This is a genomic window from Dyadobacter sp. HNCC25DJ183, assembly GCF_056895175.1.
This window is the reverse complement of record NZ_JBXHAP010000001.1, coordinates 803,435-829,976: the sequence shown is the minus strand read 5'-3', so window position 1 is coordinate 829,976 and position 26,542 is coordinate 803,435. Positions and strand designations below refer to the sequence as shown.

18 protein-coding genes are annotated in these 26,542 nt (G+C 47.8%); 7 read left to right on the top strand and 11 right to left on the bottom strand.

The window, feature by feature from the left end; all coding sequences use genetic code 11:
- Positions 1 to 12: 12 nt before the first annotated feature.
- Both AC1XTG_RS03300 and AC1XTG_RS03295 read right to left on the bottom strand, forming a co-directional pair.
- The gene (locus tag AC1XTG_RS03300; RefSeq protein ID WP_484841014.1) at positions 13 to 306 is read right to left on the bottom strand and encodes a hypothetical protein; all 294 of its coding nucleotides are present in this window, start codon (positions 304 to 306) and stop codon (positions 13 to 15) included.
- A gap of 2 nt (positions 307 to 308) precedes the next feature.
- Positions 309 to 461 (bottom strand): hypothetical protein, encoded by a 153-nt coding sequence (locus AC1XTG_RS03295; protein ID WP_484841013.1) that lies wholly within the window; start codon positions 459 to 461, stop codon positions 309 to 311.
- Between the two features lie 114 nt (positions 462 to 575).
- Here AC1XTG_RS03295 and AC1XTG_RS03290 point away from each other — a divergent pair, with 114 nt between their 5' ends.
- Positions 576 to 3,062 carry a M1 family aminopeptidase gene (locus AC1XTG_RS03290; protein WP_484841012.1) on the top strand — a complete coding sequence of 829 codons (2,487 nt, stop codon included), beginning with the start codon at positions 576 to 578 and terminating at the stop codon, positions 3,060 to 3,062.
- A gap of 48 nt (positions 3,063 to 3,110) precedes the next feature.
- On the opposite strand, the gene AC1XTG_RS03285 is transcribed toward AC1XTG_RS03290, so the two are convergent.
- Entirely contained in the window at positions 3,111 to 3,662 is a 552-nt protein-coding gene (locus tag AC1XTG_RS03285; RefSeq protein ID WP_484841011.1) for a hypothetical protein, read from the bottom strand.
- A 104-nt stretch (positions 3,663 to 3,766) separates the two neighbouring features.
- Positions 3,767 to 4,735, bottom strand: coding sequence for an SRPBCC family protein (locus tag AC1XTG_RS03280; protein WP_484841010.1), 969 nt, complete (start codon positions 4,733 to 4,735; stop codon positions 3,767 to 3,769).
- Positions 4,736 to 4,793: 58 nt separating this feature from the next.
- Here AC1XTG_RS03280 and AC1XTG_RS03275 point away from each other — a divergent pair, with 58 nt between their 5' ends.
- The 3 genes from AC1XTG_RS03275 to AC1XTG_RS03265 all read left to right on the top strand — a co-directional run bounded on the left by AC1XTG_RS03275 (position 4,794) and on the right by AC1XTG_RS03265 (position 7,009).
- Positions 4,794 to 5,294, top strand: a complete 501-nt coding sequence (locus AC1XTG_RS03275; RefSeq protein ID WP_484841009.1) for a DinB family protein — start codon at positions 4,794 to 4,796, stop codon at positions 5,292 to 5,294.
- 199 nt (positions 5,295 to 5,493) lie between these two features.
- A complete protein-coding gene (locus AC1XTG_RS03270; protein ID WP_484841008.1) occupies positions 5,494 to 6,672 on the top strand; it encodes a T9SS type A sorting domain-containing protein in 1,179 nt (392 codons plus the stop codon).
- Between the two features lie 43 nt (positions 6,673 to 6,715).
- A complete protein-coding gene (locus AC1XTG_RS03265) occupies positions 6,716 to 7,009 on the top strand; it encodes a hypothetical protein (protein WP_484841007.1) in 294 nt (97 codons plus the stop codon).
- Positions 7,010 to 7,331: 322 nt separating this feature from the next.
- On the opposite strand, the gene AC1XTG_RS03260 is transcribed toward AC1XTG_RS03265, so the two are convergent.
- The 3 genes from AC1XTG_RS03260 to AC1XTG_RS03250 are packed head-to-tail and all read right to left on the bottom strand — an operon-like array spanning position 7,332 to position 13,082.
- Positions 7,332 to 8,024, bottom strand: coding sequence for a DUF3823 domain-containing protein (locus tag AC1XTG_RS03260; RefSeq protein ID WP_484841006.1), 693 nt, complete (start codon positions 8,022 to 8,024; stop codon positions 7,332 to 7,334).
- A 4-nt stretch (positions 8,025 to 8,028) separates the two neighbouring features.
- On the bottom strand, positions 8,029 to 9,876 hold the full coding sequence (locus AC1XTG_RS03255; protein ID WP_056286993.1) for a RagB/SusD family nutrient uptake outer membrane protein: 1,848 nt from the start codon (positions 9,874 to 9,876) through the stop codon (positions 8,029 to 8,031).
- 11 nt (positions 9,877 to 9,887) lie between these two features.
- Positions 9,888 to 13,082 (bottom strand): SusC/RagA family TonB-linked outer membrane protein, encoded by a 3,195-nt coding sequence (locus AC1XTG_RS03250; RefSeq protein WP_484841005.1) that lies wholly within the window; start codon positions 13,080 to 13,082, stop codon positions 9,888 to 9,890.
- A 574-nt stretch (positions 13,083 to 13,656) separates the two neighbouring features.
- On the opposite strand from AC1XTG_RS03250, the gene AC1XTG_RS03245 reads away from it, so the two are divergent.
- Positions 13,657 to 15,153, top strand: a complete 1,497-nt coding sequence (locus AC1XTG_RS03245; protein ID WP_484841004.1) for an arylsulfatase — start codon at positions 13,657 to 13,659, stop codon at positions 15,151 to 15,153.
- A 17-nt stretch (positions 15,154 to 15,170) separates the two neighbouring features.
- Here the strand turns inward: AC1XTG_RS03245 and AC1XTG_RS03240 are convergent, their stop codons facing one another.
- Genes AC1XTG_RS03240 through AC1XTG_RS03230 form a run of 3 tightly spaced genes read right to left on the bottom strand, consistent with a single transcriptional unit; the run spans position 15,171 to position 21,347 of the window.
- Entirely contained in the window at positions 15,171 to 16,610 is a 1,440-nt protein-coding gene (locus tag AC1XTG_RS03240) for a sulfatase family protein (protein WP_056287000.1), read from the bottom strand.
- Between the two features lie 20 nt (positions 16,611 to 16,630).
- Positions 16,631 to 18,226 (bottom strand): RagB/SusD family nutrient uptake outer membrane protein, encoded by a 1,596-nt coding sequence (locus tag AC1XTG_RS03235; protein ID WP_056287004.1) that lies wholly within the window; start codon positions 18,224 to 18,226, stop codon positions 16,631 to 16,633.
- A gap of 22 nt (positions 18,227 to 18,248) precedes the next feature.
- The gene (locus AC1XTG_RS03230; protein ID WP_484841003.1) at positions 18,249 to 21,347 is read right to left on the bottom strand and encodes a SusC/RagA family TonB-linked outer membrane protein; all 3,099 of its coding nucleotides are present in this window, start codon (positions 21,345 to 21,347) and stop codon (positions 18,249 to 18,251) included.
- Between the two features lie 453 nt (positions 21,348 to 21,800).
- Between AC1XTG_RS03230 and AC1XTG_RS03225 the strand changes: the two genes are divergently transcribed.
- Both AC1XTG_RS03225 and AC1XTG_RS03220 read left to right on the top strand, forming a co-directional pair.
- A complete protein-coding gene (locus AC1XTG_RS03225; RefSeq protein ID WP_484841002.1) occupies positions 21,801 to 22,838 on the top strand; it encodes a fatty acid desaturase in 1,038 nt (345 codons plus the stop codon).
- A 145-nt stretch (positions 22,839 to 22,983) separates the two neighbouring features.
- Complete coding sequence (locus tag AC1XTG_RS03220; protein WP_484841001.1) at positions 22,984 to 25,350, top strand: mechanosensitive ion channel family protein; 2,367 nt, start codon at positions 22,984 to 22,986, stop codon at positions 25,348 to 25,350.
- 12 nt (positions 25,351 to 25,362) lie between these two features.
- Here AC1XTG_RS03220 and AC1XTG_RS03215 read toward each other — a convergent pair whose 3' ends face one another.
- Positions 25,363 to 26,541, bottom strand: coding sequence for an AraC family transcriptional regulator (locus tag AC1XTG_RS03215; protein WP_484841000.1), 1,179 nt, complete (start codon positions 26,539 to 26,541; stop codon positions 25,363 to 25,365).
- Position 26,542: the final 1 nt, after the last annotated feature.

Here is a 26,542-nt window from a genome sequence, read left to right as displayed (position 1 = left end):
ACAGGTTGGTTGCTATTGCTTTGGAGTCTCGTGGTAAGGGATGGCTTTAATTAGGCGGATGTTGTTGTATTCTTCAATGACAACTGTATCCTCCTTGGGTACAATGCCCCGTTTGATCCAGTTGCTCACCGTTTGAGTGTTCGGAATATTAAATCTTTTGCAGTATTCAGCAATGGTAACCCAGTCATGTAATTCATATCTGACCCCGTTTTTGGAGAGATAATCCTGGGCCTCATTAATTGCATTTCTTGTTTCAGAAAGCAAAGAATCAAGGTCTTCTTTCGATTTTGTGATTGCAGCTGTCATATCTATCGTCTCTTTTCCAGTTCATTTAAAACCTGTAACAATTTGGCAATTACATCCAGGATCTCGTCGATTTTCTCAGACGTCAGCGTATCCTCATTGTCTCGCAAGTACTGACGAAGCGCCGCCAGGCGCATTCTAAGGTCAAATTCGTTCATCAGTGTGTGTTTAGTTGTTCAATATACAAATTGTTACGAGACGTAACAAAAATATCTTGCTGTCCCTAAGTTGGTATTTAAATACTATTTTTGGAACAATCAGCCCCAATAGTAATGAAAATCTTCGTTCAGTTCCTCCTGTTGTTATTTGTTTTTACTGCATGCCAAAAGCACAGTACCCCTCCCGAAAAAGGCGTTTCTTTCTCACTGAACCAATACCGCAAGCAGCATATCGACAGCATTCGCTATGCAATTACATTGGATATTCCGGAAGGGAAAAGCGCGCAGATCAAGGGTGAGGAGACGATTACATTTGAGCTTAAATCATTGGACTCTGCGCTTGTACTTGATTTTAATACAGACAGCAGTCACATTCTGGCCGTTAATAGTGAAGGTAAAAAGATTAAATATCAATTTGTAAATGAGCACATCGTTATTCAGCCAAAACATTTGAACAAAGGAAAAAACAGTATCCAGATATCCTTTATTGCGGGTGACCTCTCGCTCAACCGGAGCGACGATTACCTCTATACCTTATTCGTTCCCGACCGCGCATCAACCTGCTTTCCGCTATTTGACCAGCCCAACTTGAAGGCGAAGTACACGCTTACATTAAAAACACCTGCGAAATGGGAGGCTGTTTCAAATGGCGCGCTCAAATCAAAAACGAAGGAGGGCGGCCAGAGTATCTATCAATTTGCCGAAACCAGGCCGGTCAGCTCGTATTTGTTTGCGTTTGCAGCGGGTCAGTTTTTTAAAGCTACGCAAACGGTCGACGGTCGGGAAATGACCATGTACTACCGCGAGACAGACACAACAAAAGTAAACCGCAACCGGGATGAGGTATTTGCGTTGCATGCGAAATCCCTCGCCTGGCTCGAAGAATATACCGGCATTCCGTACCCGTTCGGCAAGTTTGATTTTGCATTGATACCTTCATTTCAGTATGGCGGCATGGAGCATCCGGGTTCGGTTTTCTACAATGAATCTGCTTTGTTTCTGGATGAAAACCCTTCCGTCAACCGGCTTATGGCGAGAGCAAGCGTGATCGCACACGAATCTGCGCACATGTGGTTTGGGGATCTGGTGACAATGGATTGGTTTAACGACGTTTGGCTCAAAGAGGTATTTGCCAATTTTATGGCGGCGAAGATCGTGCAGCCCAGTTTCCCCGAAATCAATCACGAGCTTCGCTTCCTGCTCGCGCATTATCCGGGGGCGTATGAAGTCGACCGGACCCAGGGAACAAACCCGATTTTGCAGCAGCTCGGCAACCTTAAAAATGCCGGGACACTTTACGGCGCCATTATATATCTGAAAGCGCCGATTGTCATGCGTAAGCTCGAAAAGATCATTGGCGCTGACTTAATGCAGGAAAGTTTGCGTGAATATTTGAAAACATTTTCATTCAAAAATGCGCGCTGGGACGATCTGATCGCGATTATAGACCGCAAAACGCCCGAGGATATTGCAGCATGGAGTAATGTTTGGGTAAAAACGGCAGGAATGCCGGTCTACACAACCGGCGAGGAGCATTATAAAACGGTGTTGAAGCAGGTTAAAGATTCGGTTTCAGCGCGGGTATGGTTACAGCCGCTCAACTCAAAGGAACGTGATACGCAGGATGGCAGGCTTGTTTTTCCAAATGGAGACGGAACTGGTTACGGCTATTTTGAAATGGATAGTTTAAGTAAAAATTACTTTTTTACACACTATAACGAGCCCGATTCCATTTTCGACGAACCCGTTTTTAAAGGTGCAATGCTGGTGAACATCTGGGAAGGTTTCCTGCGGGGCAAGGATGCAGGCGCAGAGGATCTGCTTCAAAAACTGCTGGCAACATTGCCGAAAGAAAGTAATCCGCTCCTGATCGACTACATGCTGGGTGCGTTACAAACAACCTGGTGGACTTTCCTGGATGAACGCGGCCGGGCTTCGCGGCAGGTGCAGCTCGAACAGCTGCTTTGGCGACTGCTGAATGAAACGCGGGATAAGGGTGTCAAAACTTCCTATTTCCGTGCTTTTAAAAACGTTGCGGTAAATCCGGACGGGTTGCAAAAAATGCGTTCACTCTGGAATGGGAAGTTGGTTGTGAAAGATCTGGTACTGTCGGAAGACGACAAGATTTCCCTTGCTTACGAACTGGCATTGAAACAGCCCGAAGCAGCCGCGGAAGTTTTGAATGAGCAGATATTGAATACCAAAAATCCCGATCGCAAAGCCAAAATGCAGTTTGTGATACCTGCATTGAATCCTGCTGAGAAAGTGAGGGACGCTTTTTTTGAATCTTTGAAGAGGGAGAGCAGTCGCGAAAAGGAAGCTTGGGTTATTGAGGCGCTGGGATATCTGCATCATCCTTTGCGCGGCCAAAGTGCGGTAAAGTACCTGCGTCCCTCTCTGGATCTTTTGCAGGAAATCCAGCTTACCGGCGATATTTTCTTCCCAACCCGCTGGCTGCACAGCACATTTTCCGGACATTCATCCCCCGAAGCTGCCGCTGTTGTGAATGCGTTTTTGAAAGCTAATCCTGAATATCCGGGCTTTTTAAAGAATAAGGTTTTGCAGGAAACGGATATGTTGCAGCGGGCTGTGCGACGGTGATGTTTTTTTGCCACGAATGCACGAAGAAGCACGAATTGTTTAACCTTGCTAGTCAATTTCAATTGGAAGTATATGTAAGTATTTCCAATCTGATGTAGAGGGGTGGATATATAGATAGTCTTTGGATACCTCGAAAATTTGCTCGAATTGGAAATATCCGGATGCACTTACTGTCGTTAATATGGGAGTCTCATTGTCAGTACCAATAATGTAGCCGGCGATTTTTTGCATGTCTTCTAAATTCAGCTTGCGTGGTCTTGTGATCAGTTCTGCAATCCAATGGAAATCGGCTCTCCAATTACAAACATCAATATCTGATACACATTCCACTTGGGCGATTATTGTTACTGCTTCGTTAATATTCTCAATATCACGCCTGGTTAAAAGATGTTGAATGTGGTGTTTTAGTATTGAAAAGCAATATTCTTTTTTTGGACAATTGTGGTCGCAGGCAAGCTGACAAAGTATAGCTAGATATTGGTTTGAATGAAGAATCAGATCTTCATCCTGATCTGTCAGATACAGATCCCAATCATAGGCCCACAATATTACCTGCTCGTTTGTAGGGTTAATCGTATCTAGACAGCGATAAATCTCCATAATGTATTTATGCCTATTTAACTGAAAGTTTGATCGGCAAAATACTTTTACAGCCTCCCGCTTACAATTTTATTTATCCTGCGGTGGCGAATATCTCGCAAAATTCAAATGGATTCCGTCTTTTCAGCCCGGCTTTTGATAACACCGAGGATATTGTTCTGAATATCCTGCATGATCCATTTCGCCCACCAGCTTGCGTAAAAGTTGAAGGTGGTATTGAGCTGGAAGTGACTGTATAAATGCAGGCGGTAGCGGTTCTGACTTAGTTTTTCAAGCTCGTAGGTGCCGTTTAAAACATCAAAATAGTCGCCGCCGATCACCACATGCTCGTCCATGGTTGTTGAAGGAATTTCGTGGGGGTTGGCTTTGATTGAGAATACCATTTTCGACTCGTGGTTGTATTCGGAAACCGTCTCATGGAAGATCAGACCGCCTGTGAAAATAGCTTCGCGGTAGGCACCGACACCTTCGTAGTTGAGCTCTGCCTTGACCGGTCGGGGGAAGCCGAGCGACTTGTTCAGCCAGCCGGTATCCTCCTGCTCAGAAATCGTACTCACACGCGTAACCAGCGGCCAGATCGCAGAAGCTGGCGCAGCTATATCAATATGTGTATCGGCTTTGTATGTCCCCGGTATCTTGCCAATCAATGCTTCAATGGGAGCTAGAATGAGGGGTAACAATACAATGAATGAGACACTTAGCTTGCTGTCTTTGTCCTTCAACTTATGCAAGAAGCTTCGTCCAGCGAGTCCGCCGAGGGAGCTTGCAGCCATGAAAAGCGGTAATATCATTACCCAGCACGCCCAACCTTCCAGCTGCCAGAACAATGTGAGGATTACAAAGGCAGACAGCGGCAGCCAGGGGATCAAAATAGCGTCCCGTTTCCCTGCCGCATTTCTTTCGCCGCGGAAGTAAATGGTCAGGAAACCCATTCCGAAGGGCATGCATAACAGAAAGGAGAGCGTCATTACTGCAAATAGTTCCTGCCACCAGTTCCTACGGAAAACCCAGTAGATCGTCAATGCAAACAGCAATGCGACGGTGCTGCCTATCAAGGCACTTTTTTGCTTCATTCTGATATTACGACAGGCATTATTTTTTAACAGCCTGAACATAAACAAAATATCAGTTATGGACAACACCGAACTTGCAGCCGCTTATGTGAAAGAACTGGAAGCAGAGTACAGTTCTACCAAAAAATGCCTGGAAAGGATACCATTTGATTTGTTGGAGTACAAGCCGCATCCAAAATCAATGCAAATGGGCTATTTGACGTTGTTAGTTGCAGAAATTCCTCAATGGATTAAGGTGATGGTCGAGGAGGGAGAGGTCAATTTTACCACTTACAAACATAACCGGCCGACAACGACTGAGGAATTGTTAGCGGTGTTTGAGGATAATATGGCAGGAGCAAAAAATGCATTGCAAAGCGCAACAGATGAAGCACTTAATGGTACATTTTACCTCAAAAATGGTGAGGAAGTTCTCTACTCGCAGCCGATACTGGAAGGTGTCAGCTCGACGCTCAACCACTGGGTCCACCACCGCGGTCAGTTGACCGTTTATATGCGAATGAATGATATTATGGTCCCTTCCATTTACGGCCCGTCAGCTGATGATAGAAGTTACTGAAAAGAAGGGAAAAAGGCAAATAGTTTCATTCGGTCAGCACTAAAATGGGGTAATTTATGCTTTATTGCATCTTGCGGGGCTGTATGTATATTAGGGTAACTAAAATGGATATTAATATGTGGAGACTTGGTTTTTTTTTTGACAAGAATTCTTGCCTCTTGACATACTCACATTATTTCTAAAAATCGATTGACATCAGATGAAGAAACTTTTACAATTTCTGTTCATTCTTGTTTGTTTTAGTGCGAATGCACAAGGGTTGCAGGCCACAATCTCGCTTAGCGAAAGTCGAGGTAAAATAAATTTTAGAATAAAGAACAATACATCCAGTTTGATAACCGGCAATTTGGACGATATTCAATTTACAATGGTGGCTTACCTCAAAAGTTATAATTACAGTTCTGAGGTAAGAAACCTGAAATTTTTACCAAATGAAGGTGCAGGTACTTTCACGCAGAAAAGTCAAATTAGTTTTAGTACACATTATTCCGATATCAGGTGGATAGGAAGCCAGCCTTTTAGCATTGCAGCAGGAGCTGAAATTGATCTGGTTGAATTTAATTTCTATGTAAGTGACAACATAAAAACTGTCCCTTGCATGTTTGCTGACCTTTCGGGTTTATACATACCATTCCTAATAGTTGTATCTGTAGATGGTCAGGATCGCATTCAGGCAGATGCCGGAAGGTTTTATGCAGGCCCGGGTGCGACAGTTGAGTCATATGTTGACAATTCATTAGTGAGTCTGGTAGACTTCCCACTACCGGTGAAGCTGTCGTCCTTCCGCGCTGATCGCGAAGGACAGACCGTTAACTTGCATTGGTCAACTACCGAAGAATCAAATAGCGGTCATTTTGAGATCCAGCATAGTTCAAATGCAAAAAGATGGCAGGTTCTAGGGCAAATCAATGCTTCCAGAGAAAGTCAAATGCTTACTGAATATACATTTTTACATCAATTTCCGAGCTCAGGACATAATTACTACAGATTAAAAATGGTTGATGTAGACAATACTTTTGCCTTGTCTAAAATTGTCACAACTGATACTGGCAAACGCAATGTAAATGCGGTTTACCCGAACCCTGTTTCTGATATATTGATGCTCAATGAAGATCAGCTAAAAGATTTATCAAAAGTAAAGATCTCAAATCCGGCAGGTAAGTTGCTCATTGAAACTGCAGCTATGGATCGCGCTGGAATTGATGTGAAAAGCTTGTCGTCCGGGGTGTTTATCATCGAATTGATCAATGCAAGTGAGAGACAAGTAGATATAAGTTCTTTAAAAATTAAGTCGTCGTATCGAAACTCAAAACAAAAGCCATCCACTTGCTGTCGGTTTCAATCTCGACGTGGAGGGTGGTTGAATTGTATTGAATAATGTGCTAATTTGTATTCAGATAAATACAAACTCAACTTCCGTCATGATCGTCGATATTGTCACTAATTACGAACAGATTGTTATGAACATCGGAAAGCTTATTGAGGTTTCGGGATACCGGAACGACTACATTGCCAAAAAGCTTGGTTTGACTAACGTTAATTTTTCTGCAAAGAAAAACAGAATGCCCTTTACGCTGGAAGAGGTTAAAAGAATTGTCCACATCATAGATAACGAGGATGTGAACGACTATCTGATGCTGCAGCAGATGGAATCCAGGGAAAGCGACGAAACGTTGAGTCATGACGAGCTTTACCAGGCAATGGGATGGAAGTGAGTTATAAAAAGAAGTTTTTGAAAGATCTTCAAAGTTTACCTCCAAAAACGCAACTCGCAGTAAGAGACATTTTAGATAAGCGCAGAAAAGCGCCGGACCTGCAGTCTGCAGGAGTAGACTACGCCATAATGGAGGGGCAAAAGGACGGTCAAAACCTTTACAGAATAAGGGTCGGAAGTTACAGGTTGGGTATTAAATACGTCCGGCCCGATATATTAATGATATTGATTGCTTCACGGGGGAATATCTACAAGTATTTTCCTCCGAAATAAAACACAAACAGAGCCGGTCACACAATTTAATGCGACCGGCTTCTGCTTTCTTACCTCAACATCACCTTCTGCGGAGCGCCAAAGAGCATTTCACCTACACCCGAAGTCTTCACGCCAATGCGTGCGTACACATACTCCCGTTTTGCCAGGGTGGGGGACAATGTAGCTGTCAGGGTAATGGGTTTGGAAAGGTCCGTAATGTTGGCGGCTATTTCCTGCACATTGCCTGCATTGTTGTTAGGATCCACGATCGTGGTTGTGCCTACATATAGATTGACTCTTTCCAGCGTTCGTGAATTATCAACCTGTTTGAGGTTAAATGTGGCGGATACCTTGCCTTCGCCTTTGGAATAAACATCATTTTGAAAAACAAAGTAAGGCTTAACCGGCACATCAAGCTCCTTTGTGCCCCGCAGCTCCACATCGATCGTATCCGTATTATCAACCCACGGGCCATTCCCGCGGAGCCTCACCAGCTTGTAGTTGCCATCAAAAAGAGAAGCCGAAAAAGTACCATCCTGATTTACATAAACAGGAATTTTGGTAAAAAGCTGGTACCCGCGCTGCCAGATTTCCAGCTGGACACCGTTGGAACGCACACCTACCGGCGCACCTTCATACACGATCCGGCCTTTCAGCTCAGACTTCGGCTCAGCCCGGTTATCCTTCTCGCAGGAAGATAAAGCCACCAGCGAAAGCAGGCCCAGCAGCATTGGTTTGAAGAAATGATTAGTCGTTTTCATAAGATCAATGGAATGGGTTCCTGACAATTTTAGGATTGTTATCAATCACGATCTGCTCAATGGACGAATAATAATTGCCCATCTGGAAAAACCGTGGTGCACGGAAGCGAGGCGCTACCAGCTTATCGAACACATATTTGTTATGCGTAGGATGCCCGGGACGTACAACCCGGTATGGGTACAGCGCGTAAATCACCGCATCAGGGTTGGAAGCATTCCCATTCCAAACCTCATGCGCAATGCGCCAGCGCACCAGGTCCCACACGCGGTGATCTTCAAAAGCCAGCTCCACGCGCCGCTCGTTTTGCAAACGGGCCAATGTCAGCGTTTTCAGGCTGTTCGCCCCAAATCCTGCTCTTTCTCTCACCAGATTCACATACTTAATCGCATCCGCCGCTTTGCCCAATTCCAATGCAGCCTCGCTTGCATTCAGGTAAATTTCACCTAAACGAAAGCGTACCCACCACATATCACTGCGGATACCGCGAGTACTCGACATGGCGGTTTGGTCTACATATTTCCGGAGATAGAAACCTGAGTTGGTCACCTCCGTTTGTGATCGCTGCGGTCCCGACGAGCCTGTAAGCAGGCCCCCGTCGTCATAGTTCGAGCCCAGCGTATTCGATTCTACATTCTGGAAGCTGTTTGATGCCTGGTTCCAAACCTTCACGCCAGCCTGAATTTGAACCGGAGTACCGCGGAAAGAAGTGCCAGGGTAGATAACCGTTCCGTAAAGACGCGCATCCTTGTTCGCAAAAACATCCTGCAGATTGTCATAATAGATGTAATCCGTGTTGCCTGCATTGCGCGTTTTCAGCTCTCCCGAAGTTCCGTCGAGGTACTCGTAGTCTTCAACCAGGTTGAGCGACGGTGTAATGGAGGAAGATGAAAGGTTGTCTTCACGCACGTTCCGGGCAATGTTGTCGTAAGTGAAACCGTGCCTTTTGTCTTTACTTACCAGAAAATCCTGCGCAAGAATGATCTCCGGATTGGCAGATTTCTTGGTGATCGCGTCATAGAAATTCTCACCCAGATTAGGGTTGGTCTTGTAAAGCTGGTACTTGCCGCTGTTGATGATCTCCTCGGAAGCTGCAAGCGATTTGGCATAATAATCATTGGCACGCGCAGCCGGGATACCTACCTCGCGACCAGGCGTGGCGATAGGCGAGGCCATCAGATTGTTATACTTCGCAAGCGAACCTGCGTACAGCATCGCACGACTTTTCAGCGCCATTGCGGTAAACCTGTTTGCACGCGTGTTGCTCCCGTCATTGCCCAGCTGGTCTTTCACTGCATCCAGCTCGCTGGCGATGAAGTCGTACACCTCCTCCTCGGTATTGCGGGGCTGCTGCAGGTAAGCGGGATTTCCGTTGAAATCGTAAATTAGCTGCTTGGTCACCAGCGGCACGCCACCCATTCTTTTTACCAGCTCGAAATAAACGAAGGCACGCAAAAACCTGAACTCCGCTGAAAACTGCGTCTTTTGTCCTTCATTCAGGGAAGTCCCGTAAGTTTCGATGTTTTCGATCGCCAGGTTGATATCGCGGATCAGGCCGTAATCCCAAAGCCGCCAGCGGTCAAATGGATAGGAAACGATGTTGTTCCGGCCGTCGTCGTTGTTGGACCACATTGCTTCGTCATATGCGGCAAACTCAGCCCAGCCTGTGGTAAGCGAAGTATGCGCCGGCAGGCGGTCGTAGTAGTTGGCAAGAAGCCCCGTGATCATTTTGGAATCGTTCCATACCTGCTCTTCCAGGATGATATTCTGTGGCTTTCTGTCAAGCCACTGCTCGGCGCATCCGGAAAGGATGAATATCGCCAGCACGAGTAAATATTGTGAAATTCGTTTCATAACAGATTGAATTAAAAATTGATGCTGAAACCGGCATTGAAGAGTCGCTGCTGCGGATAAACCAGCGCATTACCCGACGAAATTTCCGGATCGATCTCGTACTTTTTCACATTGTCGATCGAGAACAGATTGCTCGCATTCACGTAAATCCGTAAACCGTTGCTGCCGATTTTCTTGAAAACTTTTGAATCGAAGCTGTAACCGAGCTCAATGTTGCGCAGACGGATATAACGCACATTGGTGATCCAGAAATCACTTTTTCGGAAGTTGACGTGGCTCGAATTGTCTTTTCTGAGCGCAGGGTAAGTGCCCGGGATCCATTCACTGTTCGGGTCAAAAGGATCAGCCCGGTGCCAGCGGTCTTCCAGCATGAAATGCGGCGAGGTACCGTTGTTCTGATAAGGAATTTTCAGCTCCCAGTTGCGCTGGAAACTTTGAAGCGACGCTCCGGCAAAATCAAAGAACAGCGAAAAACCCTTGTAAGCCACACTGCCGTTCAACGCAAAGCTGACGTACGGATTCGCGCCTTCCGCATAGCCGATCGGGCGCTCGTCGAGGTTGTTGATGATACCGTCCCCATTCACATCTTTATAAATAAAGTCCCCGGGAAGCTGCGTGCGGTTGCCCTGCTCGTCATTGTTGATCGGGTGACTTTCAATCTGCTCCTGCGACTGGAACTGGCCCACTACCTGGTAACCCCAGTTGATATTTCCCCAGCGGTCTACATACGAATCGCGGTATTCGTTATATGAATTTCCAAAACGCGGTTTGTAGAAATCCAGATCGCGGCGGCGTGATAAAGTGGCATTCGCGCTGATCGTGTAATCGATTTGCCCCACATTGCTCTTGTAAGTCAGCACACCTTCCAGACCGCGGTGCGTATCGCTATTCAGGTTTTCATTAGGCAAAGTATAACCCACTTCCGAAGGCAGCAGTACGTCATAGCGCGCCGCGGGAAGACCTTCTCTCTTTCTTTCAAAAAGATCAAACTGTCCGTTCAGCTTGCCGCCCAGCAAACCGAAATCGATACCTACGTTGGTAGAAATGTTGGTAATCCACGAAAGCGTAGTAATGGGTAACCCGCGCGGCCTCACACCAATATTGTACTGTCCATTGAAAATCGCGCTTCCCTGCAGGAAGTTATAGCCCGGCAAATAGCTGAAAGGCGCCACCAGAAAAGCATCATTGCTCAAACGATCACTACCTGTGCGACCATAGGAACCACGGATTTTAAGACTGCTGAACACATTTTCCAGTTTTCCCTTGAAGAAGTTCTCCTCCGAAATCCGCCAGCCGGCAGAAACACCCGGGAAGAAACCGAAACGTTTTCCAGGCGCATACAGAAACGAACCGTCATACCGGCCCACCGCTTCCAGTAGGTACTTTTGCTTATAATTATAGTTAACCCGGCCAATGTAACCCGCTCTCGCCTCCGTGCTCCATTCATCGATCAGCAGATCCTGATTGGCAAATGACATCAGCGGAATGTAATTATTGGGAGGTACCGTGTGTACAACCAGGTAGGTGTTTACATTATCCGACTGCTCGTAAGCCGCCACAGCCGACAGCTCGTGGTCGCCAAAGGTTTTGTTGTAGTTCAATTGCAGCTGCGCAAAACGGTCAACTATATTGCGTTTCCGCCGCTCGCGCCAGGGATTCTGGTTACCGCCGCCGGCTACCACATTGTAAGCGTCCGAAGCTTCGTCGTATTTGTAGGCATCGTACGTGTATTCGAATCCGTCAAAATCGAAATTGTGATATTGATAGGAGTAAGTACCCTTCACTTTGAGGCCGAATGCGAAATCGTATTCTGCATAGAAGTTACCTTTTACCACCCGCGTGATCTCGTCAATGTAGCCCGTTACCTCCTTTTTATAGGTCGCCGGGTTCACATTCACATTGTGGGTCTGGTTGATGTATTTCGGGTTATCGTTTGCATACGGACGCTCGGTAGGCCACATGGTGAAAATACTTAGGAAAGGATTGAAGTAATCATCCAGTCCCGGCACACCCACCTGAAAACGGTCCTCGATACGTCCGCTGATCTGCGCGCCCACTTTCAGCTTCTTGGTAACATAAGATTCTACATTCGCCTGAATGTTCGTCCGTTTGAAATTGTAATCCTTGATCAATGCATCCTGGTTAAGGTGCCCCACTGAGAGGAAGTAGCTGATTTTCTCGGTACCGCCGGAAACATTGGCATTCACCGAATACTGCGGGACATTCGGCCGCATCACCATTTTGTAGTAGTCAAAACTCTGATACCCTTTTTCCGTACCTACCCGCCATTTTTCAAGCTCTTCGGGCGTGATTGTAGGAGTACGTCCCTGGTTTACATCCGATTCCACGAGTCCGCGCATATGCTGGTAAGCACTGGCGGGTTTCGGGTAGCGGGTAAAATTCTGCAAACCATAATACGCATTGATGTTGATCTTGGCCGGACCGTCGCCCGCTTTTCCGCGCTTGGTCGTTACCAGTATTACCCCGTTTGCAGCACGCAACCCGTACACCGCAGCGGAAGCATCTTTCAGAATGGAGACACTTTCGATATCATTCTGGCCCAGGTTATTGAAGTTGGCCGCATCGGAAGGTACCCCGTCAATCACAAAAAGGGGCGTGCCCATATTTCGGATCTGAATGGTCGTGGCAGCGCCCGGCCGTGCATCCGCTTTCCTGGCTGTAATACCCTGCACGCGACCGACCAGCGCATCGGAAGTACCAATCGAAGGGGTGCGGATCAGGTCTTTGGCCTGAATATTACTCACAGCTCCCGTTACCGCCGCCGTCGACTGCGTGCCGTAACCAACTACAACCACCTCGGTAAGCTCTTCACTGCTGGGTAGCAATGTTACATTGAAAGCAGACTGGTTACCAATCGCAATGTCCTGCGAAGTGTAGCCAATGAATGAAAACGTGAGCGTTTGCGCAGCATCATCCACCGACAAACTGAAATTACCATCCGTGCCGGTGGTAGTTCCTTTGCTTGTTCCCTTGATGATCACACTTACGCCGGGCAGCGGATTGTTGTTTTCATCAATTACTTTGCCCGTGAGGGTTTTGTCAATACGCTGATGAAGGCGCGACGGGCCTGACCAGTGCGTGGGACTGGTGCTGGCAATGCTCGGAAAATGCAGCGCTCCTGTTACCGCTAAGGCACAAAGTGTTCTGCGAAGTCCCGGATAAGGATTTCGTCTAATTAGGTCCATAGATTCGTTTTTAAAGAAAGGTGAGTACTTAACTGCTTTTACATCATTTTGCCTGTTGTTTTACGGATAAAGTGAGTTTTTTGAATGAAAATCAGACATAGGAAACCTGTTTACTGATTTTGTTAAATCAGCAGGGATTGTACCATTAAATGCAGCCAGCTCACTAAAACAACGCTAACCGGCTAACGGTATATGGTACACGCATCGAGAGGAAGTCTAGGAATTTTCCATAGGCATAGTTGCTGTTGATTGATCTATGTTATTTTTCACAAGTCAATAATTATCATTAAAACCGATCGATTTTCACAATACAATTTTAAACCAAAATAATGCTAAAAATGCGGAAGTATTTGATTAGTACTAACTGTATTTTGATGTATTTTGTCATTAATCAGGCAAATAATTGAAATATATCGCCAGAGTGTAGGGCATGTGAGCGTCGGGTTTTTGTTTTCAGATCGAAATAAATTAAGTCCGCAATTATCATCTCAACCGGCTTGTTTAGAGCTGCATTATTGGTCTGCAAAAGCTAAATGGATATATTTAACAACCTGAAAACTCAACCTGAACCATCGTGACATTTCGCCCCGACTACCTGCTTAGCATCAGCTTGTTAATCATTCTCCTGATAATTCTTCCCCCACATTGCCAGGGCCAGCAGCAAAAGTTACCCAATATCATTTACATCTACGCCGACGATCTGGGTTATGGTGAGCTCGGCTGTTATGGTCAGCAAAAAATCAAGACGCCGAACCTCGATAAAATGGCGAAAGAAGGAATGCGCTTTACGCAGCACTATACCAGCATGCCCGTGTGCGCGCCTGCCCGGGCTATGCTTATGACAGGAAAGCACGGCGGCCATTCGGCCATAAGGGGCAATTTTGAGCTGGGCGGTTTTAAGGATGAAGAAGAAAGAGGCCAGAAGCCGCTGGCGGCAGGGGAATTTACCGTGGCCGAAATGCTTAAACAAAAAGGTTATGCCACCGCGCTTACAGGCAAATGGGGCCTCGGAATGAACAATACCGAAGGCGCTCCAAACAAGCAAGGTTTTGATTATTACTATGGTTACCTCGACCAAAAGCAGGCACATAATTTCTATCCCTCACACCTCTGGGAGAACGGCGAGTGGGACACACTTGCTCAGCCCTGGTTTGATGTGCACCGAAAAATAGACTCCACGAAGGCAACCAATGCAGATTTTGATTCCTTTAAAGGCAAAGAATATGCGCCGGCCAAAATGACTGAAAAAGCGCTTGCATTCATTGAAAAGAACAAAGGCGCGCCGTTTTTCCTGTATATGCCCTATACCATCCCGCACGCTGCATTGCAGGCTCCCGATGCTTACGTTCGGAAATACATCGGGCAGTTCGATGAGAAGCCCTATTATGGTGCGAAAGGATATGCGGCAAACAAATACCCGCTATCCACCTACGCCGCCATGATAACTTACCTGGACGAGCAGGTGGGCATAGTAATGCAAAAAGTAAAAGAGCTGGGGTTGGATGAAAACACAATTATCATGTTCAGCAGCGACAATGGGGCTACTTTCAATGGTGGCGTAAATGCAAGGTTCTTCAACAGCGTCGCAGGTTTGCGGGGCTTGAAAATGGATGTTTACGAAGGCGGGATACGCGAGCCGTTTATCGCACGCTGGCCCGGTAAGATCAAGGCAGGAAGTGTCAGCGAGCACGTTTCCATTCAGTACGATTTAATGGCCACACTTGCTGAGCTTACCGGTCAGCAAATTGCAAAAACAGACGGAATTTCATTTCTGCCAACACTCTTGGGCAAAAAGCAGCCCCAACATAAGTACCTGTATTTCGAGTATCCTGAAAAGGGAGGTCAGCTGGCGATCAGAATGGGCGATTGGAAGGCTGTAAAAACCGATTTGAGAAAGAATCCGGACAATCCCTGGCAGCTCTTTAACCTGAAAAAAGATCGAAATGAAACCACTGATGTGGCGGCGAAAAATCCAGGACTGCTGCAAGAGTTTGATGCAATACTCAGGAAAGAACACCAGGAGCCGGAAGTGGCTGCCTGGCAGTTTTTAGGCCCGGTCATTAAAAAGTAACAACCGGGCCTTAGCATTTATTTTCTGGCAACTTGTCCGACCGGGCGCAGGTTTTTGCCCGGACGTTGCTGCAAATCGTCTCCCAGATCCTCACGTGCAGCCTCTGCAATCTTTTCTAGCTCGGCTACGATCTCAGGATTTTGTTCCTGCACATCATAACGCTCACCCGGGTCGCGCGCCAGGTTATACAGTGCCCTCGCAATTGCGTGGTCTTCGGGAGCAGGACCAGGCTGACCGTTTTTCCCGGGTAGTGAACCTTCATAAGTTCGGCCAGGATGCGCAAACACTAGTTTCCAGTTGCCTTTACGCACAGCTTCAAGGCTGTTTTTGCGATAATAATAGAGGAAATTTTCCCGCGGTGTCTTGGTGTCGTCGCCTTTGAGAAGGTCGGTGAAATCGATACCATCGATCTTCTCTTTGGGCAGTTTTGCGCCGGTTAGCCTGGCAATTGTGGGCAGGATATCGATGGTTGATAAAAGCTTGTTCGATACCCTGCCTGCGGGTACCACGCCCGGCCAGCGCATAATGCAAGGCTCGCGCTGCCCGCCTTCGAAGGAAGTGCCTTTTCCTTCCCGGAAACCACCCGATGAACCGGCATGGTCACCGTAGTTGAGCCACGGGCCATTGTCACTCGTGAAAATGACCAATGTATTCTCATCCAGTCCCTGCGCTTTCAATTCTTTCATAATCTCGCCTACAGACCAGTCAAGCTCCATGAGTACATCCCCGAAAATACCCCGTTCACTTTTACCCCTGAACTTTGCGGAGGCAGCAAGGGGAACGTGTGGCAGCGGATGCGGTACGTACAGGAAGAAAGGTTTGTTCTTGTTCTTTTTGATGAATGAAACGGCATGCTCGGTAATTGCTGGGGTGAGCTCGCTGGCATCGTCCAGGTTTTTGATCTCCTTACCCTGCTTGTTTCCATCGATCCAGTGCAAAGGCGGGTACTTGGCTTTTTCCTGCCATGGGTGCAGCGGCCACATGTCGTGGGAGTAAGGTACGCCGTAATATTCGTCGAAACCTTGCTGCAATGGGAGGAACTCCTGTTCGCTTCCCAAATGCCATTTACCAAAAATGCCGGTTGCATAACCCTGCGCTTTCAGGAGCTCAGCGATTGTTTCCTCTTTTGGGTTCAGGCCAATGGGCTGCGCTGGTCCGAGTGCGCCATAAATGCCAACCCGGTTCGGGTAGCAGCCTGTGAGTAAAGCTGCACGCGAGGCACTGCACACAGCCTGCGCTGCCATAAAGTTCGTGAAGCGCGTTCCTTCGGCAGCCATTTTGTCGAGATTGGGCGTTTTGTAGCCCAATGCGCCATTTACCGACAAGTCGCCGTAGCCAAGATCGTCGATAAAGAAAAGTACAATGTTAGGCGTTTTTGCAGCCGGCTGTTTGGACTGAAAACCCAGTAAAATGCATGCGGCCAAAGTGACAAACAATGCAGAAAATAATTTTGACATAAGAATGAAATTACAAGAGCTTACCAGTTAGGATTTTGTGTCAGGTTAGGATTGAGGTCCCGTTCTTTTTGCGGAATCGGCCAAAGATAGTGACGGCTTGCGTCAAAAACACGGTTTGACGAGGCGGCCTGCACAGTAACCAGCTTACCTGCATTGTCAGTATAGGTAATGCCGTAAACAGGGCCCTTCATGACCTGCTCGGCTGTTTTCCAGCGGCGGATATCAAATAAATGCTGCCCTTCAAACGCCAGCTCAACAGTACGTTCGCGGCGAACGATCTCACGTAAATCAGCCTGCGTTGTGGCTTTGATTGCGGGCTGTTTCACGTCTGTCCGTCCATTCCGCACGAGATTAATCGCATTCACAACGCTCGCATCAATCTGCCCCAGCTCGATCTTCGCCTCGGCATATGTCAGCAAGATCTCAGCATAACGCAGCAGGATGATGTTGATCCCCCCGTTTGCCGGGTTCGCGTAATCTTCGGCGTTGAAATATTTTTTGATGTTAAAACCCGTCGTGGAAGCAATGTAAGTACTCCCGATCGCGTCGGCTGTGCCGCTGGTAGGACGGGGCTGAAAGGAAATCCCGCTGGGAAGCGCGTCACCTTCCAGAAATACGGAGAATCTGAGCCGGGGATCACGGTTCAGGTAAGGCTTGGCAGGATCGTAGCCGCTGGCTGCATCCGTGATCTTTTTACCGGAAATCGTTTCGTAGGTATCCACCAAAGCTTTTGTTGGCACAACCGTGCTGCCGCCATTCTTCTGGCTGTAAGGCGCCAGGTAAGCGAACACATTGATCGGATACACATCTTTTAGATGCTGCTTGTCGAAGATTACCTCATTGTTATTTTCGGCAGCGTAGGTAAAGAGTTTTTCATACGAATCGTACAAACTGTAAACCCCCAGCTTGATCACCTGATCGGCTGCCGCAGCTGCCTTTTCATAATGTCCGGCATATAAATGCGCACGAGCCAGCAAACCCAGAGCCGCTCCTTTCGTCGCTCTTCCTCTGTCAGCCGGGCCGTAAGTAGCGGGCAGCAATGCAGCTGCCTCGGTCAGTTCTTTTTCAACAAATCCCCATATCTCTTCGACAGGAGCATTTTTCAATGTGCGGCCTTCATCAATGGTCAGTGTGGAAGTGATCAGCGGAACGGAGCCGAACAAGCCGGCGAGCTTGATGTACTGATAAGCACGCAACACTTTCGCTTCACCTTTAAACTGGTTGATCAGTGCTGTATTTGCAGTTGGTATTTTATCAACATTTTCAAGAAAGTAATTCACGGAACGGATCCCGCGGTAGGCATTTCTCCATTCTCCGTAAATTTTCGAGCTGGTTGCATCGTAGCTGCCCTGTTCAATGTATGCGTCGATATTGAAGCTCTGGTTGATGTGCGCAATGTCGGTCACGCCGTCCCAGGAAATGACATTGATGCTGTCCAGATCGGTATAAAGCGAGTTGACAGCCAGCCGCGCATCGCCTTCTGTTTTCCAGAACAAATCTTCGGAAAGACGGTCATTCGGCACTGTTTCCAGCAAGTTGGAGTCGCACGAAGAAAGGCTCAATGCAAGCGCCGCAACTCCCGAGTATATGAGGTATTTGATGGTATTTGTTTTCATGATCAATGCTTTTGAATGCGGGTCAGAATTGCAGATTTAAGCCGAAGGTGTACAATGCAGTTTGCGGAAAGTATACCGCACGGCCCGATGGTACTTCCGGGTCGAGATTCCATTCATTCAGCTTGGAGAATGTCAGCAGGTTGGTCGCAGAAGTATACACGCGGATTTTGTTCAGGCGCAGCTTGCTTGCCATGTCCGCCGGGATAGTATAAGCAAGCTGCACGTTTTTAAGGCGCAGGTACGATCCGTCGATCACCAGTCTGTCAGAAGTAGCCACATTGCGCAGGTCAAATTTCACCGGACGGGGGAAACGTGCGCCGGGGTTTTCGGGAGTCCAGTAGTTGTTGGTGTAAATCTCATGCGTGAATCCTTCCTGGTTACCCATTTCGGCCAATGCACCTGCGAGCCGCGCGTCTACTTTCGCCGCTCCCTGAAAAAGGATACTCAGGTCAAAACCTTTGTAAGAAAAATCCGTGTTCAGGCCGAAGGTATATTTCGGGAAAGAGTTGCCTATTACGGTCATATCATCTGCATTGATCTTTCCGTCACCGTTCCTGTCTACGTATTTGACGTCACCTGGCTTGGTGTTCGCTGCGTAAGTCGCCTTGTATTCTGCAATCTCCTGCTCGGACTGGAACAAGCCATCGGTCTGATAACCCCAGAGTGTATTGATCGGTAACCCTTTTGCAATGATGTACCTCGGGTCGATATCGGAACCGGTAATATAGGGGCCTGTGCCTTTCAGGTCAGTAACTTTGTTTTCATTAATACTCAAATTGGCACCCAGATTGTACCGGAAGCTGGAAGTACTCTGGCCACCGCGGTAGTTGGCGCTGAATTCCCAACCTTTGTTTTCTACCGATCCCGCATTCTGGGGCGGTGCTTTCAACCCGATGGTGGCAGGGATATCCAGGTTAAGCAGAATGTCGTCGGTCAGCTTGCGGTAATAATCAGCTGTAAAAGTCAGTCTTCTGTTTAGCAATGCAGCGTCTATTCCGAGGTCAAGCTGCGTGGTCGATTCCCATCCGAGATTTGTATTGGCCAGTGTGGTAGGCCGGTAGCCCTGGGCGGGCGTTCCGCCGAATGTATATCCGTAGGCAGTCAGCGCGGAATAGTAGCTGTAAAGGTCCACCGACTGGTTTCCCGTAATACCCCATGAACCACGTAGTTTCAGATCATTAACCGCATTTTCCAATCTACCCCAGAAAGCTTCTTTCGAGATCCGCCAGCCGGCAGAGAAGGAAGGGAAGAAGCTGTACTGCTTGTTGCCTGTGAATTTGGATGAACCGTCATAGCGCCCATTTGCCTCAAAAAGATATTTTTCTTTAAAGTCATAATTTACCCGGCCAAAAAACGACCTGAGCCCGTATTCCGCATCATTGCCGCCGTTGCTTTTCGTTCCGTCGTTTGCGCCCTGCCCGATTGAACCAATGTCGTTGTTGTAAAAACGTTCCCGGTAGGCCGACAGGAAAGTCTGCGTATTTCCGATCTGCGAGTAGCCCGCCAGTACTTTCAGGTTATGTTCGCCAAAGCCTTTTTCGTAAGTAAGCAAGTTGTTGATAGTGTACTCGCGCAAGCTGTTGCGCACTTCCGTAAGCGAGTTGATCGCAACCGTTTTGGTTACATTGGTATTTTTGTCAACGTTTGTATAGGAGTTCGTGAAGTTCTTTTGAAATACAAAAGTACCCCGGCCCGCAATCTGCGTCGAGAATGTCAGGCCCTCAGCAAGGTCGATGTCTGCTTTGATGTAACCCGCGAGATAGTCCGTGTTCTGCCGCGACTGGCCGCCTATTTCGTTAAACATCAACGGGTTGTTTCCCTGTGTACTCAGTCCGTAAGTGCCGTCGGGATATTTGGGAACTGCCCACAATGTACCGTGGAAAAAGTTGTTCAGCGGCTGCGGGTTGTTGGCTGCATTGTTTACGGTCGGGTTCAATGTGCGGCTGTACCGGTAATTGATATCGCCGCTTACACGGATCCTTTTTGAAACATCATAGTCGGTGTTCAGCCTGAACTCACCAATTGTATTGGAGTAGCCCGCAATGACGCCCTGCTGATCCTGGTACCTTGCGCTCAATCTGGTGCGCAGCACGTCAGTACCGCCTGCAACGGAGATCGTATGGTTTTGCTGCGGCGCAGCGCGGAGCATGGTTTCAAACCAGGTGTTGGGCAAAGGATACTTCTCTCGGTCTGTTGCATTCACGTAAGCCTGAATGGATTCTTCTGTAAAACGCGCAGGCAAAGTCACGCCTGCATTGGTGTAAGCCGCTACCTGCTCCCGCATGTAAGCCTCGATTCCCATCATTTTGGGCACATTATTGGATTTCTGGATTGCGTAGTAGCCGTGATAATCCACCTGTACCTTGCCACCTTTCGCTCTTTTTGTTGTTACAAGAATAACTCCGTTTGTGGCGCGTGAACCGTAAATCGCCGTGGAAGAAGCGTCTTTCAGCACCGAAACAGACTCGATATCGTCAGGGTTAATATCACTCAGCCGCTGCTCAATGCCGTCGACGATCACCAATGCATCATTTTTACCCAAATCAAATCCGCTTGTACTGCTTCCATTGATATTGAAAGTGGTAATACCGCGGACCCGGATACTGGCATTGGATTTACCCGGAGAGCCGCCCTGGTCGAGCACGGTCACACCCGGCATCAAGCCCTGAAACGACTGCTGAATGTTGGAGACCGGTCGCCGTGTAATGGCCTCGCCGCCGATCTGCGAAATAGAGTTGGTAAGCGCATTGCGCTTTTGCGTACCGTAACCTACTACGACAACTTCTTCAAGCTGCTTGGTATCAGCCGCGAGCTTCACGTCCACAACGCTGCGGCCGTTTACAGCCACTTCCTGGGTTACGTACCCGATACCCGAGAAAACAAGGGTAGCCTCACCGGGCGCGGTGATTCCGTACTTACCGTCGGTATCGGTAGAAGTACCGGTTAGTGAATTTTTGATGACGATGTTGACACCTGGAACGGGAGAATTGTCGCCGGCCGACGTGACCGTTCCTGAGACAGCACCATTTTGTGCAAAGACGTTAAGTGCAAAAAGCACCATCGCCGCCAGCTGCACGCTGACAATGCGATACAGCGGTTTGAGGGAAGAGTTTTGATACATAAAAATTAGGGAAATAGCGCCTGGCCCCTTGTTTGAAGGCAGTTCATGCTGGTGCTTGTTTTGACTGGGATGCTGATTAGCATACTTAACCTACTAATCTGATAGACAAAGTAAAGTACAGTTTAGCGAACAAGCAACCGCCCCGCATTTAATTCCTGTTTTTTACCTTACAATCCGGGATTGATTATAGTTAAAGCAGTTAAAGTTCAATGAAAACATGTGCTTTTGCCGGATTTTGGTAGCAGATACAGTAGTTTTCCGGCGTACCTATGGAATAGTTTGAAAGCTTTTTTACAATCTTTTGCTCAAAAAATACCAGCGTGTCAAACCCAGCGTTTTCATGCGGGTGTGATCTTGTTGCGAGCTACTTTTGGGTTTTATCCGGATTAAAGCCTACATTAGGCTGAAATACAGAACTTTTCGTAACCCACCTTTCATCGTAAACTCTTCTAAATGGCTTTTTTTGATTATGTATTGCAGGTCCCTTCGTACGGGTGGAAGGATGAAAAAGGGGATCTTGTCAAGCCGAGCACCGGTCAGATCCTGCGTGAGTTCTTTTCCAGGCTCAATGTGGTGAAAGACCGGAGGAACTGGCTTTCGTTTTTCAGCTGGGCGCAGGTGCTGCTGCTGATGCCATTCTTCTTTCTGTTCGTTTTTAAATTTTTCAGTCTGTGGATGCTCGCTGCTGCATTTCTATACAGCATGATCATCATGGGTACCCACGGGACTATCTGGCATCATCGCTACTGTACGCATGGCGCCTATAAATTCAGGAACTCATTCTGGCGGTTTTTTACCAAAAACCTGACGGTATCTGTCGTTCCGGAAGAGATCTACGCCATTTCTCACCATGTTCATCATTTGAAGTCCGACCAGCCCGGCGATCCGTATAATGCGAGCGCGGGCTTTTTGTACTGTTTCCTGGCGGATGTCAATCACCAGCCGATTGCAAAGGATCTCAGTGAGGCGGATTACCAGCGCGTCACAAAGTTGATGGAGCACACCGGCGTGAAAGGGAATACCTATCAGCAATACCTGAAATGGGGCTCTTATGTTAACCCGGGCGACGCGGTGATCAACTGGATTTTCAACTGGTCTTTCTGGTACCTCGCATTTTACCTGATGGGCGGGCACGCGCTGGCTTGTACGTTGTTCGGAGCGGCGGGCTTCTGGGCAATTGGTGTGCGGACTTTCAATTACGAAGGCCACGGAAAAGGCGAGGACAAGCAGCGGCCGGGCGTTGATTACAACAACAAAGACAGATCCATTAACCAGCTGTGGCCGGGCCTGGTGGCAGGAGAATGGCACAATAACCACCATTTGTTCCCGCAGAGTGCACGCAGCGGTTTCCAGCCACACCAGGTTGACCTTGCTTTTTATTATATCAAACTGATGCGCAAATTGGGCGCGGTAAGCAGCTATAATGATTCAAAGCAGGTTTTCTACGACCGTTATTACAAGCCGGTCAAAAAGGAGGAACAAGTACATTGATGTGCTGACAAACGCCTGTTTGTTCAATTCCGGCTGTCGGGGCACAAGTTTCTCTCTTTCTCATTGACGTTTATTGGTATGGAAGTTTAGCAAATTCGATGTCGCCAACCCGGCGGCAGCTAGAATCTTGGCTAAAATCCAGACTATGACACCGGTTATTACCCGCATTTCCTTCTTCAATTCACAAAAAGTCAGGGACTTTGTCCTTTTAATCCTGCTTGTGCTGCTCACCAGCACATTGCCGCTACTCGCACAGAAGCCTGCGGAAAAAGAAACCCCCAGTGTGGTAATACCGGACACGCTGCTGTTTAAGATCGAGAACGCGCAGGCGGTGATCACGCAGATCAATGCAGCCAATAAAAAGGGTTACGGAAGCGCCGATATCAGGCGCGAGCTGGGTGTTGCCAAAACCAATGTAAGCCAGATACAGGAGGCGATCAAAGTAGAGAAGACGGCTCCTGATAGTAAAAGTCTGGCCAATTACCGGCTGATGCTCACCGATATTCAGCAAAAAACAAGTGCCTGGCGCAAGCAGCTTTCCCGCTATAATGCCGAGCTGCAAAGTATGTCGTCGTCGGTGATCGAGTTTGGCCGGGATTCGCTGCTCACCATCGACAATGGCGATTCTACGCAAAAGAAGCTGTACAAAGGTCAGATAGCCGAGCTGAGGCGCAAGCTGCAGGAGGCAGGGGAGACGACCACTGCCAACCTGGACACCGTAAGTAACCTGCTCGCCGATGTTTCGGAGGTCTATTTTGCGGCCAACGATCTAAGTGGCACGATCAACGATTACATCAAAGAATCAGGTAAAAACCTGCTCGGACGGGAATCAAGCTATCTCTGGAAAGCCCGCCAGAAAGACAGCTCCGACAATATGAACCGGCTGATCAAAGTCTCTTATGCCGGCCAGAATAAGGTTCTGAGGTACTTCCTGCAGTCTACCTGGGACAACCGCGTCTTCTTGCTGCTGCTCTGCATTGGTTTTTTCGCATGGATTTACATTAATTTCAACTTCGCCAAAAGTGCCAGGCTGAGCAAGGAGGTAGGCCCGACCGATTTCAAATTCATCGGGCATAAACCTTTTCTTGCAACGCTGATTTTACTATTCAATATCACGCCGCTTTTTGAGCCCCGTTCACCTTCCATTTACATTGAGCTCAACCAGTTTCTGCTGGTCATCACACTTACATTCTTCTTCTTGAAAATGCTGCCGCGCGAGCAGCTTGCGTGGTGGTTTTCCGTCATCGTTTTGTACCTGCTCACGGTCGGCGCCAATGTGGTTGTGGACGGATCTTTTCTGCTCCGGTTTGCATTTCTGGGGCTTAGTGCCGCTTCCATTGCATTTGGATGGTGGTTTTTCAAGATTGTCAAAAAGGCCAATCTGGGTGAAAGGCTGATCAAGCCGGTGGTGATTATTTACATCGTACTACACGTACTGGCAATCCTGCTCAATGTTTTCGGGCGGCTTTCCTTGGCCAAAGCATTCAGCATTACTGCTATCAGCGGGTTGATCCAGGTGGTCAGCTTAACCGTTTTCGTGCACATGCTCACGGAGGCGCTCGACTTGCATATCCGCGTTAGTACAGCTGCAAAAATGCTCTTTTCGCGCGTCAGTGCGCAGCGTACCAGATTGTATTTTCAGCGGCTGCTGCTGTTTGTTTCCATTGTGCTCTGGCTGATGGTTTTCTGTATCAACCTCAATATCATCGGTGCGGTATTCGACTTTGCATTACAGATCCTCGAAAAAGAGCGGACTTTCGGTAGCGTGACATTTACCCTCGAAAACGTGCTGTTTTTTGCTGTCACGATCTGGCTTGCCAACAGCCTGCAAAAGAATGTAGGCTACTTCTTCTCGGGCCACGATGTCAGCTTTGCTGCGGATTCGGGACATAAGGGTTCAAAGCTCGCATTGATCCGGCTGCTGATCATTGTGGTCGGCTTTCTGATCGCCGTAACAGTTTCCGGCGTACCGCTGACCAGGATCACCGTTCTCCTTGGTGCATTGGGCGTAGGTATCGGGTTAGGTATGCAGAACATCGTCAACAATTTCGTATCCGGGATCATCCTGATTTTTGAAAAACCATTCACGATAGGCGATTACATTGAATTGGCAGACAAGAAAGGGAAGGTGCTCGACATCGGTATCAGGTCCAGCCGGCTGCTCACACCGCTGGGTTCAAAGGTCATTATCCCCAACGGAGACCTGCTCTCCGGCCGGTTGGTCAACTACACGACGAGTGACGCAAGGTTAAAGGCGGAAATCACATTTAAAATCAGCATTGAGGCTGATTTAGAGCGTGTCAAGAAAGTGATACACGATATTGTCGACAATGCGGAAGGTACCGTCAAGAACGCACCTCGCCAGATCCTCTTCAATGCGATCGCTGCGGATAATATCGAGCTGAAAATCCTAGTCTGGCTGAATGATGTTTACCAGGAAACGACATTTAAAAGCTACGTTCTGGAACAAACGCTGATCCGCTTCAAGGCAGAAGGGATCAAGATCATGTAGCCTTAACTGGCCTTAAAGTGCCTCTACAGAGGAGGTTTTGTCCATTGCCTGCGTAAAAAGCTGGGTGAGTACATCAGAAAGATGCAGCAAGTGCAGCAGGCATATCCTGATCTTATTGGGCAAAATCCCGTAATACTTTTTGAATGCAGCCGTGAAGTGGGTTGCATTCTTGTAGCCCGCGCGCTGGGCGATTTCAGCTACCCGGTTGCCGGGCTCTTTCAGCATTTGCATCGAAGTTTCCATTCGCAGATCGTGCAGGTAGCCAAAAACAGGTTTTCCGAAAACTTCCTTGAAATACTTTTTAAGACTGAATTCATTGGTGCCTACCTGGTGCGCCAGCTCCCGCAGCGACCACGGCTTATCGAGGTTTTCGGACAATATCCTGCGCGCAAGATGCATTTTGTCTTTGTCCGATTCTTTCAGGTTAACCGAGATATCCGGCACGGGCAAATGTTCGTATTGTTCAAACTGGAATGCCAGCAGCTCGATTACTTTCGCCTTGATGAAAAGACTTTTGTAATAGCCGCTGTAAGTGCAGTTAAGTATCTCAAAAAGGGACGAAACCATTTTGGTGGTGACGGGCAGGTTCCTCCTGAGCATAAAAGCAGGCAGCGACCTGCTGATCCCGCTCCTGAAATGTGTGCAGATCGGATGAGATGCAGGTAGGTTTTCAAAGAAAAAACGCGTGTCCATACTGATCGCAAAAGTCTCCACTTCCTCGCCCGGCTTCCACTGGATCATTACATTCTTGTCCGGCAGCAAAAACAGGTTATGCTGCTGCGGTTTGAAGCGCACAAAAGGTTTTGAAGCAGTTTCCTGAAAATAGGTAGCTACACCCTGCAGGCAAAACAGCATTTGTATCCGGTCACCCGATGAATGGACCACAACAGGACCTTCTGAATGCACCCGGAACTTGCCGTACCATATATAAAACGCTTTGGAAATAAACTCCCTGCCTGCGCCGGCTGTGTGCGCATTATCGTAAAGCAGCTCATTGTCTGTGAGTTCTTCTTCATGCAGTTCGCCGAATTCAGGAAAGGTCCAGCTGTTATGCGCATATGTATCGCCAGCTCCTTGCTCCGCATTCGTTACTCCCTGATACTTTAATTCTTTTTCTATTGTCGCCACAGATGCATTCTCGGAAAGGTACCTGCCACAAAAATAGCCTGTATTTAGACTGCTTTTAAACAAT